Annotated in this window: 12 protein-coding genes and 1 other RNA gene; 11 read left to right on the plus strand and 2 right to left on the minus strand. The window is 42.4% G+C overall.

What is annotated here, in order from left to right; all coding sequences use genetic code 11:
• Positions 1-21: 21 nt before the first annotated feature.
• The 3 genes from glmM to nagB all read left to right on the plus strand — a co-directional run bounded on the left by glmM (position 22) and on the right by nagB (position 4,603).
• On the plus strand, positions 22-1,374 hold the full coding sequence (gene glmM / locus GB993_RS10220; protein WP_161004218.1) for a phosphoglucosamine mutase: 1,353 nt from the start codon (positions 22-24) through the stop codon (positions 1,372-1,374).
• Positions 1,375-1,727: 353 nt separating this feature from the next.
• Positions 1,728-3,545, plus strand: a complete 1,818-nt coding sequence (glmS, locus tag GB993_RS10225) for a glutamine--fructose-6-phosphate transaminase (isomerizing) (protein WP_161004219.1) — start codon at positions 1,728-1,730, stop codon at positions 3,543-3,545.
• A 344-nt stretch (positions 3,546-3,889) separates the two neighbouring features.
• Positions 3,890-4,603, plus strand: coding sequence for a glucosamine-6-phosphate deaminase (gene nagB / locus GB993_RS10230; protein WP_161004220.1), 714 nt, complete (start codon positions 3,890-3,892; stop codon positions 4,601-4,603).
• A gap of 490 nt (positions 4,604-5,093) precedes the next feature.
• On the opposite strand, the gene GB993_RS10235 is transcribed toward nagB, so the two are convergent.
• Positions 5,094-5,429, minus strand: coding sequence for a hypothetical protein (locus tag GB993_RS10235; RefSeq protein WP_161004221.1), 336 nt, complete (start codon positions 5,427-5,429; stop codon positions 5,094-5,096).
• 644 nt (positions 5,430-6,073) lie between these two features.
• On the opposite strand from GB993_RS10235, the gene GB993_RS10240 reads away from it, so the two are divergent.
• The 3 genes from GB993_RS10240 to GB993_RS12930 all read left to right on the plus strand — a co-directional run bounded on the left by GB993_RS10240 (position 6,074) and on the right by GB993_RS12930 (position 8,353).
• A complete protein-coding gene (locus GB993_RS10240) occupies positions 6,074-6,781 on the plus strand; it encodes a nuclear transport factor 2 family protein (RefSeq protein ID WP_161004222.1) in 708 nt (235 codons plus the stop codon).
• Positions 6,782-7,071: 290 nt separating this feature from the next.
• A complete protein-coding gene (locus GB993_RS10245; RefSeq protein ID WP_161004223.1) occupies positions 7,072-8,067 on the plus strand; it encodes a 3-hydroxyacyl-CoA dehydrogenase in 996 nt (331 codons plus the stop codon).
• Positions 8,068-8,176: 109 nt separating this feature from the next.
• Entirely contained in the window at positions 8,177-8,353 is a 177-nt protein-coding gene (locus GB993_RS12930) for a hypothetical protein (protein WP_162854104.1), read from the plus strand.
• A gap of 17 nt (positions 8,354-8,370) precedes the next feature.
• On the opposite strand, the gene GB993_RS10250 is transcribed toward GB993_RS12930, so the two are convergent.
• Entirely contained in the window at positions 8,371-8,946 is a 576-nt protein-coding gene (locus tag GB993_RS10250) for a DUF5067 domain-containing protein (RefSeq protein WP_161004224.1), read from the minus strand.
• A gap of 223 nt (positions 8,947-9,169) precedes the next feature.
• Between GB993_RS10250 and GB993_RS10255 the strand changes: the two genes are divergently transcribed.
• The 5 genes from GB993_RS10255 (at position 9,170) to GB993_RS10275 (ending at position 13,643) form a co-directional block, all read left to right on the plus strand.
• The gene (locus GB993_RS10255) at positions 9,170-9,634 is read left to right on the plus strand and encodes a MarR family winged helix-turn-helix transcriptional regulator (RefSeq protein WP_161001673.1); all 465 of its coding nucleotides are present in this window, start codon (positions 9,170-9,172) and stop codon (positions 9,632-9,634) included.
• Between the two features lie 37 nt (positions 9,635-9,671).
• The gene (locus GB993_RS10260) at positions 9,672-9,929 is read left to right on the plus strand and encodes a hypothetical protein (protein WP_161004225.1); all 258 of its coding nucleotides are present in this window, start codon (positions 9,672-9,674) and stop codon (positions 9,927-9,929) included.
• A 418-nt stretch (positions 9,930-10,347) separates the two neighbouring features.
• The gene (locus GB993_RS10265; RefSeq protein WP_162854112.1) at positions 10,348-11,733 is read left to right on the plus strand and encodes an Nramp family divalent metal transporter; all 1,386 of its coding nucleotides are present in this window, start codon (positions 10,348-10,350) and stop codon (positions 11,731-11,733) included.
• Between the two features lie 138 nt (positions 11,734-11,871).
• Positions 11,872-12,238, plus strand: a transfer-messenger RNA (tmRNA) gene (ssrA, locus tag GB993_RS10270).
• 376 nt (positions 12,239-12,614) lie between these two features.
• A complete protein-coding gene (locus GB993_RS10275; RefSeq protein WP_161004226.1) occupies positions 12,615-13,643 on the plus strand; it encodes an ROK family glucokinase in 1,029 nt (342 codons plus the stop codon).
• Positions 13,644-13,661 lie beyond the last annotated feature (18 nt).

Consider the following 13,661-nt stretch of genomic DNA (forward strand, 5'->3'; position numbering starts at 1 on the left):
AACGAAGTGAGGAAGAAACAAATGAAATATTTTGGAACAGATGGTGTACGAGGCATTGCAAATCAGAATTTGAGTCCTGAACTTGCATTCCGACTTGGCCGTGCCGGCGGGTACGTGTTAACGGAGCACGCCGATGAAGATCATCAACCACAGGTTTTGGTGGCGCATGATACGCGTATTTCGGGTCAAATGTTGGAAGAAGCACTGATTGCAGGGCTCCTGTCAGTTGGGATTGAAGTACTTAAACTCGGTGTTATCACAACTCCTGGAGTAGCCTACCTTGTCCGGGTACAACAGGCAGATGCTGGTGTCATGATTACGGCGTCTCACAATCCAGTTGCCGATAACGGAATTAAGTTCTTTGGTGGTGATGGTTTTAAACTATCTGATTCTTTGGAAGAAGAAATCGAAACCCTTTTGGATGCGCCTAAAGATGAATTGCCACGCCCATCAGCAGAAGGATTAGGAACTGTTGAAGACTATCAAGAAGGTGCTGCCAAATACACGCAATTCTTGGAGCAAACAATTCCTGATCAACTAAATGGTTTGCACATTGCTGTGGATGCGGCTAATGGTGCTACCAGCAAGTTGGTGTCGCGTTTATTTGCAGATGTAGACACTGATTTCGACACGATGGCAACGAATCCTAATGGGTTGAACATTAACGATGGTGTTGGTTCTACTCATCCTGAGGCACTACAAAAATTTGTGGTTGAAAAGGGTGCCACTATGGGTGTTGCGTTCGACGGTGACGGAGATCGTTGTATTGCTGTTGATGAAAATGGTGACATCGTTAATGGTGATAAGATTATGTTCATCTGTGGTAAATACATGCATGAACATGGGCGTCTTAAGAAGGACACGGTGGTTACCACTGTGATGAGTAACCTTGGTCTTTATAAGGCCCTGGAAGGCAATGAAATGCACAGCGTGCAAACGCAAGTCGGTGACCGATACGTGGTTGAAAAGATGTTAGCGGATGGCTATAACGTCGGTGGAGAACAGTCTGGACACGTTGTTTTCTTGGACTTCAATACAACCGGTGATGGCATGTTAACTGCTTTACAACTTATGTACATTGTTCAAACGACTGGTAAAAAGTTATCTGAACTGGCCAGTGAAGTAACGACATATCCTCAAAAGTTGGTTAACGTTAAAGTTGCTGATAAAAAGGCAGCTTTGGAAAATGACCAGATTAAGGCGATCATTAAAAAGGTCGAAACTGAAATGAATGGTGATGGACGCGTGTTGGTTCGTCCAAGCGGTACGGAGCCATTGCTGCGGGTGATGGCTGAGGCACCGACTCAGGAAGTTGTCGACGGTTATGTCGATGAAATTGCTGAGGTTGTGCGCCAAGAAGTCGGCATTGAATAGTGACAACGCACACTGCAGGCTGATTGTTTTATTGGCTGATGAGTTAGTCACTGAGTACGAAAATTTGAGCTGTGTTTCCGTTTCTGGACGCACAGCTTTTTTTGTTTGCAATTCGAAATATCACATTAATGTGGTCAAACACGAATCTGGTAGGCACGCTGATCCGTCATTAGTCGTGCTGGGTGGGTTTGTCCTAAACGTTCCATTTTTGAGAAAATTAAGGTTTGGTAATCATATAGACCACTAAAGGCAAAAAGTTGACGTGATATGCTTAAAAACGTTATTATAATACTGCTTTCAAAAAAGAAAACGGTATTATAAAAGTCTATACCAATTTGAAAAGGATGAACGTTATGTGTGGAATTGTTGGAGTGACAGGAAACGAAAATGCGGTTGAAATGTTGATGAATGGTCTCCGTCGTTTGGAATATCGTGGCTACGATTCAGCTGGAATTTACGTAAACGACCAAAATGGTAAAGATTACTTAGTAAAGGAAAAAGGCCGCGTGGCTGATCTGGCTAAGGCAATCGGTGAAGATGTCCACGGTTCCACGGGAATTGCGCATACGCGGTGGGCTACACACGGACAGCCTAGCGTTGCCAATGCGCATCCACAAGTATCCGCTGATGGGCGTTTTTACTTGGTTCACAACGGTGTCATCGAAAACTACATTGAACTAAGAGACAAGTATCTCCAAGATGTGACGTTCAAGAGTGAAACAGACACTGAGGTCGTTGTCCAATTAATCGATTACTTCGTCAAACATGATAATTTAACAACCTTAGAGGCCTTCCGTAAGGTGCTTTACTTGGTGGGGGATTCTTCATACGGTTTCTTGCTGATGGATCGCGAAGAACCGGACACTTTGTTTGTTGCTAAAAACAAAAGCCCATTGCTAGTTGGTGTCGGCAATGGCTTTAATGTTGTTTGCTCAGATGCCATCGCAATGCTGAACTACACCCATGATTTCATTGAGATGCAGGATGGCGAAATCATGATCTTGACGCCCGAAAAAGTGGACATTGAAGATGAAGAAGGCCACCACATTACCCGCTTGCCATTCCACGTCAGCATGGATGCCAGTGAGGCTGATAAGGGAACTTATCCACATTACATGTTGAAAGAAATTGATGACCAACCAACTGTCATGCGTAAATTAGCGCAAACGTACTTCAATGATGACGGCCAAGTGACTATCGATGACGAACTGTTGGCGGATTTGCAATCAGCCGACCGGTTGTATATTGTTGCTGCGGGGACAAGCTACCACGCTGGTCTAGTCGGTGAACGTTTGTTTGAACGATTGGCAGCGGTACCGACCGAAGCCCACGTATCCTCAGAGTTTGCTTATAATTCACCCATTCTCTCCAAACATCCTTTCTTTATTTTCCTGAGTCAAAGTGGTGAAACAGCTGATTCCCGTGAAGTATTAACTGAGGTAAACGCAAAGGGTTATCACAGTTTGACAATCACGAATGTGCAAAACTCAACGTTATCGCGTGAAGCAACTTACACAATGCTGTTAAATGCGGGGCCAGAAATTGCGGTTGCTTCGACCAAGGCTTATACGGCTCAAATTGCTGTTGAAGCAATTATTGCTAAGGCATTAGGAGAAGCAACGCAGCAAGCAGCCGCAGCCGATTTTGACTTACGTCGCCAATTGGGACTGGTCGCTAATGGTATTCAAGCTTTAGTTGATCAGAAAGAACGTTTTGAAGCTGTTGCTAAAGATAATTTTGTCGATCAACGTGATGCCTTTTACATTGGGCGTGGCATTGACTATGCGGTTTCACTTGAAGCCTCGTTGAAATTAAAGGAAATTACTTATATTCATTCCGAAGGGGTTGCCGCCGGTGAATTAAAACACGGCCCAATTGCATTGATTGAGTCCGGCACGCCGGTCATCGGTATCATTACTCAAGAACGAACGGCTTCACTGACCCGTAGTAATTTGGCAGAAACTGCCGCTCGGGGTTCTCACATCATGACGATTGTGACGAAGTCGTTGGCTAAAGCACATGATGATATCATTTTGGAAGACGTCGATGAGATGTTAACGCCACTATTAACCATTATTCCGGGTCAGCTAATTTCCTACTACACGAGTTTGCTGAAGGGATTAGATGTTGATAAACCACGGAATTTGGCTAAGAGTGTCACGGTTCAATAATAAATAGCTTGTTTTTAGTTTGGACAGGAGCTGTGACATATCTCCGTTTTTGAGAATAAGCATTACACGTAATAGCACCTGATTCCTACTTTGGGAATCAGGTGCTATTACGTTAGGCAAGAAATTTGTAATGCGATAATGCTCACAGTGTTTGTTCTAAATGGACTCATGCCGAGGGTTCTGCTCTATTTAACAAGTCCTTCTGAATCAGCTAAATGGCCGGTCTTTACTGGTATGAAGAAAGCAGTGACAAACAAAAATCAGATTTACAGCTTAGGTGACTTGTAAAATTGTCTAGACCTGTTATAATTGGACTATACCAATAAGAAAAAGGGAGACTCGACATGAAGGTTATTGTTGTAAAGAACGCCGCTGAAGGCGGTAAGCAAGGTTTTCAAGTGTTTAAGGACGCATTAGCTAATGGTGCTAAGGTATTTGGGTTGGCAACTGGTAGTACGCCAATTTCAACATATGATGAAATTACGAGTTCAGACTTGGACTTTAGTCATGTGACTTCTGTAAACTTGGATGAATACGTTGGTCTTGGACCTGATCATCCACAAAGCTACAACTACTTCATGCACGAGCATTTCTTTAACAAGAAGCCATTTGCAAACTCATATTTGCCAGATGGGTTAAACAAAGATGCTGAAGCTGAAACGAAGCGTTACGACAAGGTAATTGCTGATAACCCAATCGATTTAGGTATTCTGGGATTAGGCCGTAATGGGCACATTGGTTTCAACGAACCAGGTACGCCATTTGATTCCACAACACATCAGGTTAAATTAACAGAATCTACTATTGCTGCCAACGCACGTTTCTTCGATAACGAAGAAGAGGTTCCTAAGTATGCTTACTCTATGGGGATTGGTTCAATCTTAAAGGACAAACAAATTTTGCTGGAAGCTTATGGTGAAGAAAAAGCCGATGCAGTGAAGGGTATGATTGAGGGCCCTGTTACGCCTGATTTACCTGCTAGCTCATTACAGAACCACGATAATGTTATCGTTGTGATTGACGAAGCAGCTGCTTCAAAGCTCAGCAAGAAATACTAGAAATAAAAAGAAAGCAGATATAACACGTTTAAGCTTTCTCAGGTCACACAAATAGACGTTCATGGGTGGTGGATATGCCCATGGACGTCTAATTTGTGTTAAATGAGCAAAAGGCAGCGTTATGGCTCGCATTTACGACAATTTTCATCTGCGCAAATTTTGCGATTGAAGGGGAGCTGCTTGTTGCCATTTCACTAAAATTCAAACTGAAGTGTTATGTTCCAATGCCTGCGTGTTTATAAAGAAAAATAACCAAACCATCATTTATAAATGGCAATTTGGTTATTTTTCTAATAAAAACATTAAAATATGGATAGACATAATTTAAAATACGTGATAACTTTAAATTACCATTTATTTACTTCCTCTTCCAAGGACGTTCACCCCAATGACGCCTTGGAACGGTACATCGTTGATTTGGTGTTCCTAACCTAAATGGCCCTTGAAAGGAACCGATGCCCGTCGGTTCCTTTTTTGGCCGCTTTTTTAGTTAGCCGACTTGGTTTTCTCTGAGAATAGCATCGACAACAGCTTGCATTTCTGGTGTCTTAATCCATTCTTCCCAGTGATCCATATCCCAACCTTGCATGAGAAAATGATGATTAATGTAATCTTCATATTTAATCACGTTTGCTGATTCAGGAATATTGAGTTTTAGAATACGGACTTCTTTAATGAACTTTTTCTCGGCTGCAAATTCTGCACGTCCATTGTGAACCATGTTGCCAATTTCCATGTACTTTGAGCCATCATTTCGGGTGATTTCCTCGATCATGTCTAACGATTCATGGCCTGGTTCTTCTAATGGTGCTGGTTCTTCTGCCATCGTATATGACTCCTTTCTGTAAAAACAACGCTAGTCTATTATCGCATGAAACTTATTTGTTGACGAAAAAAGAGTAAAAAAAAACCACCATCTTGCGACGGTGGCCGGCATAAGAGAGAAAGAGAATTGATTAGAAGGTAATTACTAAATACCTTACGAGAACAATATACCTAATAATGAAAGCGCTGTCAATGACTATTTTAAAAATACTTTTATAGCGTGCTTTACAGTTTTCTTGTTCCAAGAGACCTATTATCAGGAATTGATCATTAGGGACTACTTGATCAGTTCAAAAACCATGTGATTCAAAGATTTTCATTGCAGTATCAAAGCCTTGTGAGATCCGCAAGTTTCTATATTAGTCTGATAGTCTTTTGGGTAGCAGCCCCACGATTTAGCAAAAGACGGGATTTAAAATAATTCGAGTTGTAAGCGGTTACAAAATATGCAAAATCGGTTAGAATAGAGGTGTAGAAAGAAGCTATTACTTAAGGAGATGAGCTTATGGGGTTTCAGGTTGAACTAGCAATCATTGCCATTACCGCAATTGTAATTATGGTGTTGTTGGGCATTTTGGGACTGCATGACGGTCGTCACCTACACACTTAATATCCGTAAGATTAATAAAACGGGGGTGGGGTTAGATGACTAAGCAACTTTTTAATCGAAAAATATTGGTAAAACAAGATGATGGACGTCAATTTATTGATGTCATCGAGGATGCAACGCATTTATCCTGGACGTCTACAGTTGATGAAACATTACAACAACGCGATGTGGATGCTGTAATCACGCGGCTCGCTGACGGCGTATTCAACTTGAATTGGTTGGGATTACGCGGCGCAATGTCAGAAACGATGGATTTTAATCGGCATACATTAGTCGGCGTTCGGTTTGATTCGGAAAAGGGACCACAACGGTTTGCCGGTAGTGTTCAATTATTAAATGATGATGGAACGCCTGACTTGAGTCCGTTTACGAATTGCCAAATCGTGTTAGCTTTTTGGAATGCCTTCTTTAATCGTCACGATGTTTCTGCGGTGGCACAGTATGTGGCGCCAGAGTTCATTCAACATAATCCAAGCATTGCCGATGGTGCGGAAACATTTACACATTATTATCGAGTTTTGTTTGGTCCTCAGGGCAGTTTGCGCGAGTCGAAACGGACGGTTGTCAGTGTAGCTGATCGAGATGATCTTGTGTATTTGCATGTTATTAGACAGGATTCTCCGACAGCGACCGAAATGGCCGAAGTTGATATCTTCCGGGTTCGCGATGGTCAGTTAGTTGAACACTGGGCTGTGAAACAACCGTTTCCAAATCATAGTGCAAACGGCCACCCAATGTTTTAAACTTTTTAACAAAAAACTAACACACCACTTCTGATGAGAATAATTAGGGAGACTGGTTTGTGATTTTGGAAATTAAAAAAATATCAAGGTAATTGCTAGGTTGAATGACAACTGGTAGTTACCTTTTTTGTTGGAAAAGTTACCGTTCGTTCATTGTCAGCAAAACAGTGTAATTGGTTCATTTTTAAGGATGAATAATATCTCTTACGTTAACAGAATCATATAGTGAAGGCGGAAAGTTTTTAGCGGCTGCTTTATAACCGAACTAAGATTTGGAAAGGGAGATAATCATGTCAATTAAACATGTAACCGTTGCAGGTAGCGGTGTTTTAGGGAGTCAAATCGCGTTTCAGGTCGCCTTTAAGGGGTTTGACGTCACTATTTATGACATCAATGATGATGTAATTGATAAAGCCAAGACGCGTATTGGTGGACTGGCTGAAATCTATGCTAGTCAAATTGCGAGCTCGCAAAGTCAGTTTAGTAACCTTGTGAAGGGAACAAACTATAATGCTAACTTGCTGCCCGGATTACCGGACGCCATTATTGGCAGGATTCAGGATGCGGAAAAAGTTGCGCGAGAGACCCCAGCTCGAATAAGCTATGCGACGGATCTGAAAACCGCCGTTCAGGACAGCGACCTGGTGATTGAAGCTATTCCTGAACTGTTGGATTTAAAAACAAAATTTTATCAACAGTTAAGCCAAGTAGCCCCCAGCAAAACGATTTTTGCGACTAATTCGTCTACACTAATTCCAAGTCAATTTGCAGAAGCAACCGGGCGTCCTAAACAGTTTCTTGCGTTGCACTTTGCTAATGAAATCTGGAAGAACAATACTGCTGAAATCATGGGACACGCGGGGACTGATGCAAATATTTATCAGACGATCGTTCAGTTTGCAAAAGATATTGGCATGATTGCAATTGAAGTTAAAAAAGAACAGCCCGGTTACATCTTGAATTCTATTTTGGTCCCGTTTTTACATGCAGCACAACTTTTGTATTTGAAGGGTGTCGGTGATCCACAAACAATTGATCGAACTTGGATGATTGCCACAGGTTCACCAATGGGTCCGTTTGCAATCTTAGATATGGTCGGTATTCAGACGGTTTACAATATTATCCAGAACTATGTCGCAACAACTGGGGATCCAGACTTCAAACAGTTGGCGACAATGATGAAAACGGAGTACCTTGATAAAGGAAAGCTTGGTGTCTCAAGCGGAGAAGGATTTTACCATTATCCTAACCCAGCCTTTGAGGATGAAAATTTCTTAAAGGGATAATTTGAACCGACTCGAAACCAATGCTCATAAAGTGGCAAGCAAAATAAAGGGTCTTTCACCGGAGGACATGCTACACTACCCGTAGCACGCCTAAGGAGGAAGACCCTTTATGAATGATCATGATGCAAAATGGGTATTAGATGAACTAGCAAAATTGCGAACTGACGACAATCGGGTGACTGTTGATGCAGCAATTGATTTAATCAAGGAACAGCGCGATGAAATTGAAAGTTTGCATGGGTCGATGGAAGGGCAACTGTGGAGTCCTAAGCAGTGGCGACAGTAGATGATTTTTCAGTTAATCTATTCGTTTCCATTGATTGTCAATGTCGTCGTGCCGATGTTTTTCTGACCATCATGCACGGTCAATGTGACCGGTCCATCTGACGGCGAAATTTTATACATGGCAGCCACTGTGACGTGTTGGCCAGCATCAACTGGCGTCACAGAATTGTTGATGTCGTCATTGTCGCTGTCACTGTTTTGACCCGATAGTGATAATGAGCCGCTAACTAAGTTTTTACCATCCTGGGCGGCCTTGAAATGTTTTGACCACAAATCTGATGGCACTTGCTGTTTTGTCGATTGATTTGAGTACTCGTAAGTGATGAGCAATTGCTGATGGTTTGGAAATGCCGAGGCAACTTGACGTTGGCCTGTAATTTTAATAGTACCGGTGCTGGCTGTAAGCGTATTGTTTGCAAACGTCGCTACCGGTGCTTTTTTGTTTGTACGAGTTGTTCGTGTTGATTCACTAGAAACTTTTTTACTCGATGTTTGACGTTGAGATGATGGCGAGTGCTTTGCTGATGGTGCACAACCAGTCAATACAGTGGCTGAAATAGCCGTGGCCAATAAAGAAGAGACGATTTTATTCATGAAAACCTCCTAAAAGGTATATTTATATTTTCGCAGCTGACGTTTATTTTATCGTGCACTATTTTATTTGTTAACGCAATTAATGTGGTTAAAACGGTTGTGCAAAGGCGTAGGCCTTTTTCCTAGAAGCCACACCGTTTATGTATATAATAGTAGATGAGTATGTAGGCCACGGTAGTCGTTTTTTGGGTGGTGCCTCGTTTGTAAATGGAGGAAGAAGCAAATGGCCAACGAAGAATTATTGAACGAATCAATTGATGTTTATATTCACTTTTTAAAATACTTAGATGAATTTGTGTCACGACCAGCGGCAGAGTATCAAATTTCGTTTGAACAGTATTTGATTTTACACGATGTCTCGCGGGAGAAAAACTTGACGTTGATGGAAATCGCAGCGCGTCGGAATGTCACACGGAGCGCAGTTTCTCGTCAAATTCGTGCCTTATTAACTAAGGACTTGATTAAGCAAGTTGCGGATAGTCATGATCGTCGTCGAATGAATCTCAGCCTAACTGCTAAAGGTAGCAAGGCGGAATCGCAAATTAGTGAACGGGTTACTCACCGCTTCAGTGTTTGGATTAATGAATTCGGTGAGGATCAGGCTAAACAAGTGTTAGCCTTTATTCGTGAATTTGGAACTAAGTTTGCCGATCCAAATGGCACACACGATTCGCGCAAGCCAAAATGAGATAAGTTAATTTTAATGAAAACGGGGTAGTTGATGAATGACAACAGTCGTTGTGAATGAGGGCAGTGTTGATTTAGTAAATGGTGCGAGCGTTCAAGCTCATTTTGAGATTCACGATGTTGAGCAGGGCGTATTATTGGTTCTGACTAATAGCAATGTGAGTGCAGATCAACTCGTCTCGTTAATGAACGAAAAAGAGGACGCAATTGGTGATGCGCTAGCTGATGCGACTAACCAAGATGTTAATGTGGTCTCTTGGCGTGACGCGGCGGGACAGATACATCAGTTGCAGTAAGATGAAATTTATACACCTGTTGAGAATTGTTATTTTAATGAAATTAACGTGATGCTGAGTTGATCAGCATCTTTTTTTATGGATTTGATAAAAATAACAAAAAAATTTCAATGTAACCATTTTCAAACGACCTTTATGGCTTGTAATTTGGGCAATTTCGGCACATAGTATACGTGGTTCAAAAAGGACTATCAATTTCGCAAAGACGGAGTGATTGTGACGGTTTTAAAATCTAAAAATTAAATGCGTAACAGTCCGATGTTACGTCGACTTAGCAAAAAGCCAATCAGTATCACTGATGTGTTTTTTGATGATGCGACGCTAGCGACCATCTTTGAAGGATTAGACCTGATTATTCAGGAATCAAAACGGAAAAGAGGGCACGAAAATGAGCAAAAAGCACGAAAAAAAAGAAGTCATGGACGACACGTTGGTGGCCGAGAAGAAGACTTCTAAGAAAAAACACTTTGTTGATACAACTGGTAATCATGCCAAGAGTTTGGACGAAGTGAACGGTTCCATTCTGGTGCCGCAGCACGCAGGCTATTTCAGAACGTTACTAGCCTACACTGGACCAGGAGCATTGATTGCCGTTGGGTACATGGATCCTGGTAACTGGATCACGTCAATTGCTGGTGGTGCTCAGTACAAATACGCATTAATCAGTGTCATTCTGTTGTCGAGTTTAATTGCGATGTTGTTGCAAGCAATGTCAGCTCGGTTAGGAATTGTAACCGGTAAAGATTTGGCACAGATGACCCGTGAGCGAACGTCCCGTGGTATGGGAATCTTTCTATGGATCATTACAGAACTTGCAATTATGGCGACGGATGTCGCAGAAATTATTGGTTCAGGGATTGCGCTAGAGTTGTTGTTTGGTTTCCCGTTGATCGTTGGTTTGATTATCACGGCGTTTGATGTCTTGCTGCTGCTAGTGTTGATGAAAATGGGCTTCCGTAAAATTGAAGCCATTGTGGCCACACTGGTGGCTGTTATCCTGTTTGTCTTCTTGTATGAAGTCATTCTGGCCCAACCAAACGTACCACAGATCTTCGCTGGCTTCGTGCCACATCCGGGACAATTGCTAACGCACAAACCAATGCTTTATCTGGCATTAGGGATTGTGGGGGCTACGGTTATGCCACATGACTTGTACTTGGGATCATCTATCTCTCAAACGCGGGCTTTGGATCGTGAGGATCATGACAGTGTTAAAAAGGCCATTCGTTTTACAGTTGCCGACTCAAACATTCAATTAACGATTGCATTTGTGGTCAACTGTCTGTTGTTGATTCTGGGTGCGGCGTTGTTCTACGGCACTAACAGTGAACTCGGTCGCTTCGTTGATTTATTCAATGCGTTAAGCAACTCAAAGATTGTGGGTGCAATTGCCAGTCCGTTGCTCAGCATGCTGTTTGCCATCGCCTTACTTGCTTCCGGTCAAAGTTCGACCATTACCGGTACGCTGGCCGGGCAAATTATTATGGAAGGGTTCATTCATCTTCGGATTCCGCTTTGGGCTCAGCGGCTCTTAACACGACTGATGTCCATTACACCGGTGCTGATATTTGCCTTTATCTATCATGGCAATGAGGCCAAAATTGAAAACTTGCTGACGTTATCACAGGTTTTCTTGAGTGTCGCGTTACCGTTTGCCATGGTGCCACTGGTTCTGTTCACCAGTAACAAAGAATTGATGGGTGATTTCCGCAATAAGGCATGGGTAAAGTGGACGGCATGGCTCGTCACTGTTGTATTGATTATTTTAAACCTATGGTTGATTGCTGGGGTTTTCACTGGCTGATCAGGTTTAAAGCGTGAATTTACTTTGTAAGGAAATAAAACGTCTGCCAATATTTGGTGGGCGTTTTTGTTAGCCTTGAGGCAAGCCTCATACGTAGACGTTTATAAGGTCTCGTGTTATGATAATAAAGCACCTTTTGGGGGTGTTCTGGATTCGACAGGTATAGGTCGAGCTTGAACTGCGCTTCGTGGGTTGCGTCCACGTAAAAACGCTACCTAATTTTTATCTGCAAAAGATAACAATTCTTACGCTTTAGCTGCTTAATTGTAGCTTGACGTAGATCCGTCCGTTACGGCCCAGGTGGCGGGTTACGGGTCTCAAAAATTTGGGCTACGCTGTTAACTCACGCCTGAAGTGAGCAGAAGAGATTAATCAGGCTTAGCTAATCACGGTTGCCCGGTCAAACGGCGTTTTGGTTAGTGAAATTTAAATGGTTTGACTATGAGCGTAGAGGTTCGGGTGGCGATATGCTTGGACGCGGGTTCGATCCCCGCCACCTCCATAAAATTATAGCCAGTAAGACGAAAATATGTGTTCAACTTCATTATCGTCTTACTGAGAAAAAGTCATTCTGATTTTAAAGTCAGAATGGCTTTTTTTATAAAATACGCGTGTAGAAACGTTTGCAGACACAATGTTTTAAAGATATAAACATAGTTAGTAAATAATGAAAACTTTTTTCGTTTAAAAATTAATTCGTAATGGACTAGTCCACAATCCGCTAAGCCGTGCGGATTAACAACTTTGTGAGTTGCAAACGTTATCAATAAATTAGAAAAGTTATGTAAAAGGGGTTGTAAAAACGCTTTCATTGTAAGAGAATAAACCGTAAACCTTTTACATGTTCAGTTGTATAAGAAGAGAATTGAGGAGAAAGTTTTATGGCTAAGAAGAAAAAGTTAATCGGTGTTGACCTTGGTGGGACAACAATTAAATTTGCGATTTTAACCCTAGATGGTGACGTTCAACAAAAGTGGAGCGTACCAACCAACATTCTTGATGAGGGTTCACACATTATTCCTGATATTGTGCAATCAATTAATCACCACTTGGATTTGTACAAAATGAGTGCCAACGATTTCGCTGGTATTGGGATGGGGACGCCAGGGACAGTTGATCTTGCAAATGGCACTGTCACTGCAGCATTCAACTTGAACTGGAAGACCACTCAAAACGCTAAGGAACAGATAGAAGCCGGTACACACATGAAGTTTGCGTTGGACAATGATGCCAATGTTGCGGCTTTAGGCGAACGTTGGAAGGGTGCCGGTAACAACGAACCAGACGTTGACTTCATTACTTTAGGAACCGGTGTTGGTGGCGGTATCATTGCCAGCGGTCGTTTGCAACACGGTGTTAACGGCGCCGGTGGTGAGATTGGTCACGTGACCGTTCAACCTGGTGGTTACTTATGTACCTGTGGCAAACATGGTTGTTTAGAAACCTACGCTTCAGCAACAGGTGTTGTTCACTTGGCACACGATTTTGCTGAAGAATATTCGGGCAACTCCAAACTTAAAAAAATGGTCGACAACGGTGATGAAATCACGTCCAAGATTGTCTTTGATTTAGCTAAACAAGGTGACTTCTTGGCTAACGAAGTAACAAACAAAGTAGGCCAGTACCTTGGGTTAGCCGTTGCTAACATGGCAAACGTGTTGAACCCAAGTTACGTCGTTATTGGTGGTGGCGTATCAGCTGCCGGCCAGTTCTTACTTGACCTTGTTGACAAGACGTTCCAACAGGAAGCCTTCTCAACCGTCCGTGCTTCAACAACACTGAAATTGGCTAAATTGGGCAACGATGCCGGTGTTATCGGTGCATCATCACTAGCATTACGTTTTGTCGACGGTGCTGACTTAAGCGAAGCTGCTAAAGTAGCCAATGTTGCGGCAACGGTTGCTGAATAATTGAATAAACTAGACAAC

The organism is Furfurilactobacillus milii, assembly GCF_009864005.1.
Classification (GTDB): domain Bacteria; phylum Bacillota; class Bacilli; order Lactobacillales; family Lactobacillaceae; genus Furfurilactobacillus; species Furfurilactobacillus rossiae_B.

What these genes read in the sequence shown, in the direction of transcription:
- glmM (WP_161004218.1), top strand. Translation starts at nt 22, where the DNA reads ATGAAATATTTTGGAACAGATGGTGTACGAGGCATTGCAAATCAGAAT.
- glmS (WP_161004219.1), top strand. Translation starts at nt 1,728, where the DNA reads ATGTGTGGAATTGTTGGAGTGACAGGAAACGAAAATGCGGTTGAAATG.
- nagB (WP_161004220.1), top strand. Translation starts at nt 3,890, where the DNA reads ATGAAGGTTATTGTTGTAAAGAACGCCGCTGAAGGCGGTAAGCAAGGT.
- GB993_RS10235 (WP_161004221.1), bottom strand. Translation starts at nt 5,429, where the DNA reads ATGGCAGAAGAACCAGCACCATTAGAAGAACCAGGCCATGAATCGTTA.
- GB993_RS10240 (WP_161004222.1), top strand. Translation starts at nt 6,074, where the DNA reads ATGACTAAGCAACTTTTTAATCGAAAAATATTGGTAAAACAAGATGAT.
- GB993_RS10245 (WP_161004223.1), top strand. Translation starts at nt 7,072, where the DNA reads ATGTCAATTAAACATGTAACCGTTGCAGGTAGCGGTGTTTTAGGGAGT.
- GB993_RS12930 (WP_162854104.1), top strand. Translation starts at nt 8,177, where the DNA reads ATGAATGATCATGATGCAAAATGGGTATTAGATGAACTAGCAAAATTG.
- GB993_RS10250 (WP_161004224.1), bottom strand. Translation starts at nt 8,946, where the DNA reads ATGAATAAAATCGTCTCTTCTTTATTGGCCACGGCTATTTCAGCCACT.
- GB993_RS10255 (WP_161001673.1), top strand. Translation starts at nt 9,170, where the DNA reads ATGGCCAACGAAGAATTATTGAACGAATCAATTGATGTTTATATTCAC.
- GB993_RS10260 (WP_161004225.1), top strand. Translation starts at nt 9,672, where the DNA reads ATGACAACAGTCGTTGTGAATGAGGGCAGTGTTGATTTAGTAAATGGT.
- GB993_RS10265 (WP_162854112.1), top strand. Translation starts at nt 10,348, where the DNA reads ATGGACGACACGTTGGTGGCCGAGAAGAAGACTTCTAAGAAAAAACAC.
- GB993_RS10275 (WP_161004226.1), top strand. Translation starts at nt 12,615, where the DNA reads ATGGCTAAGAAGAAAAAGTTAATCGGTGTTGACCTTGGTGGGACAACA.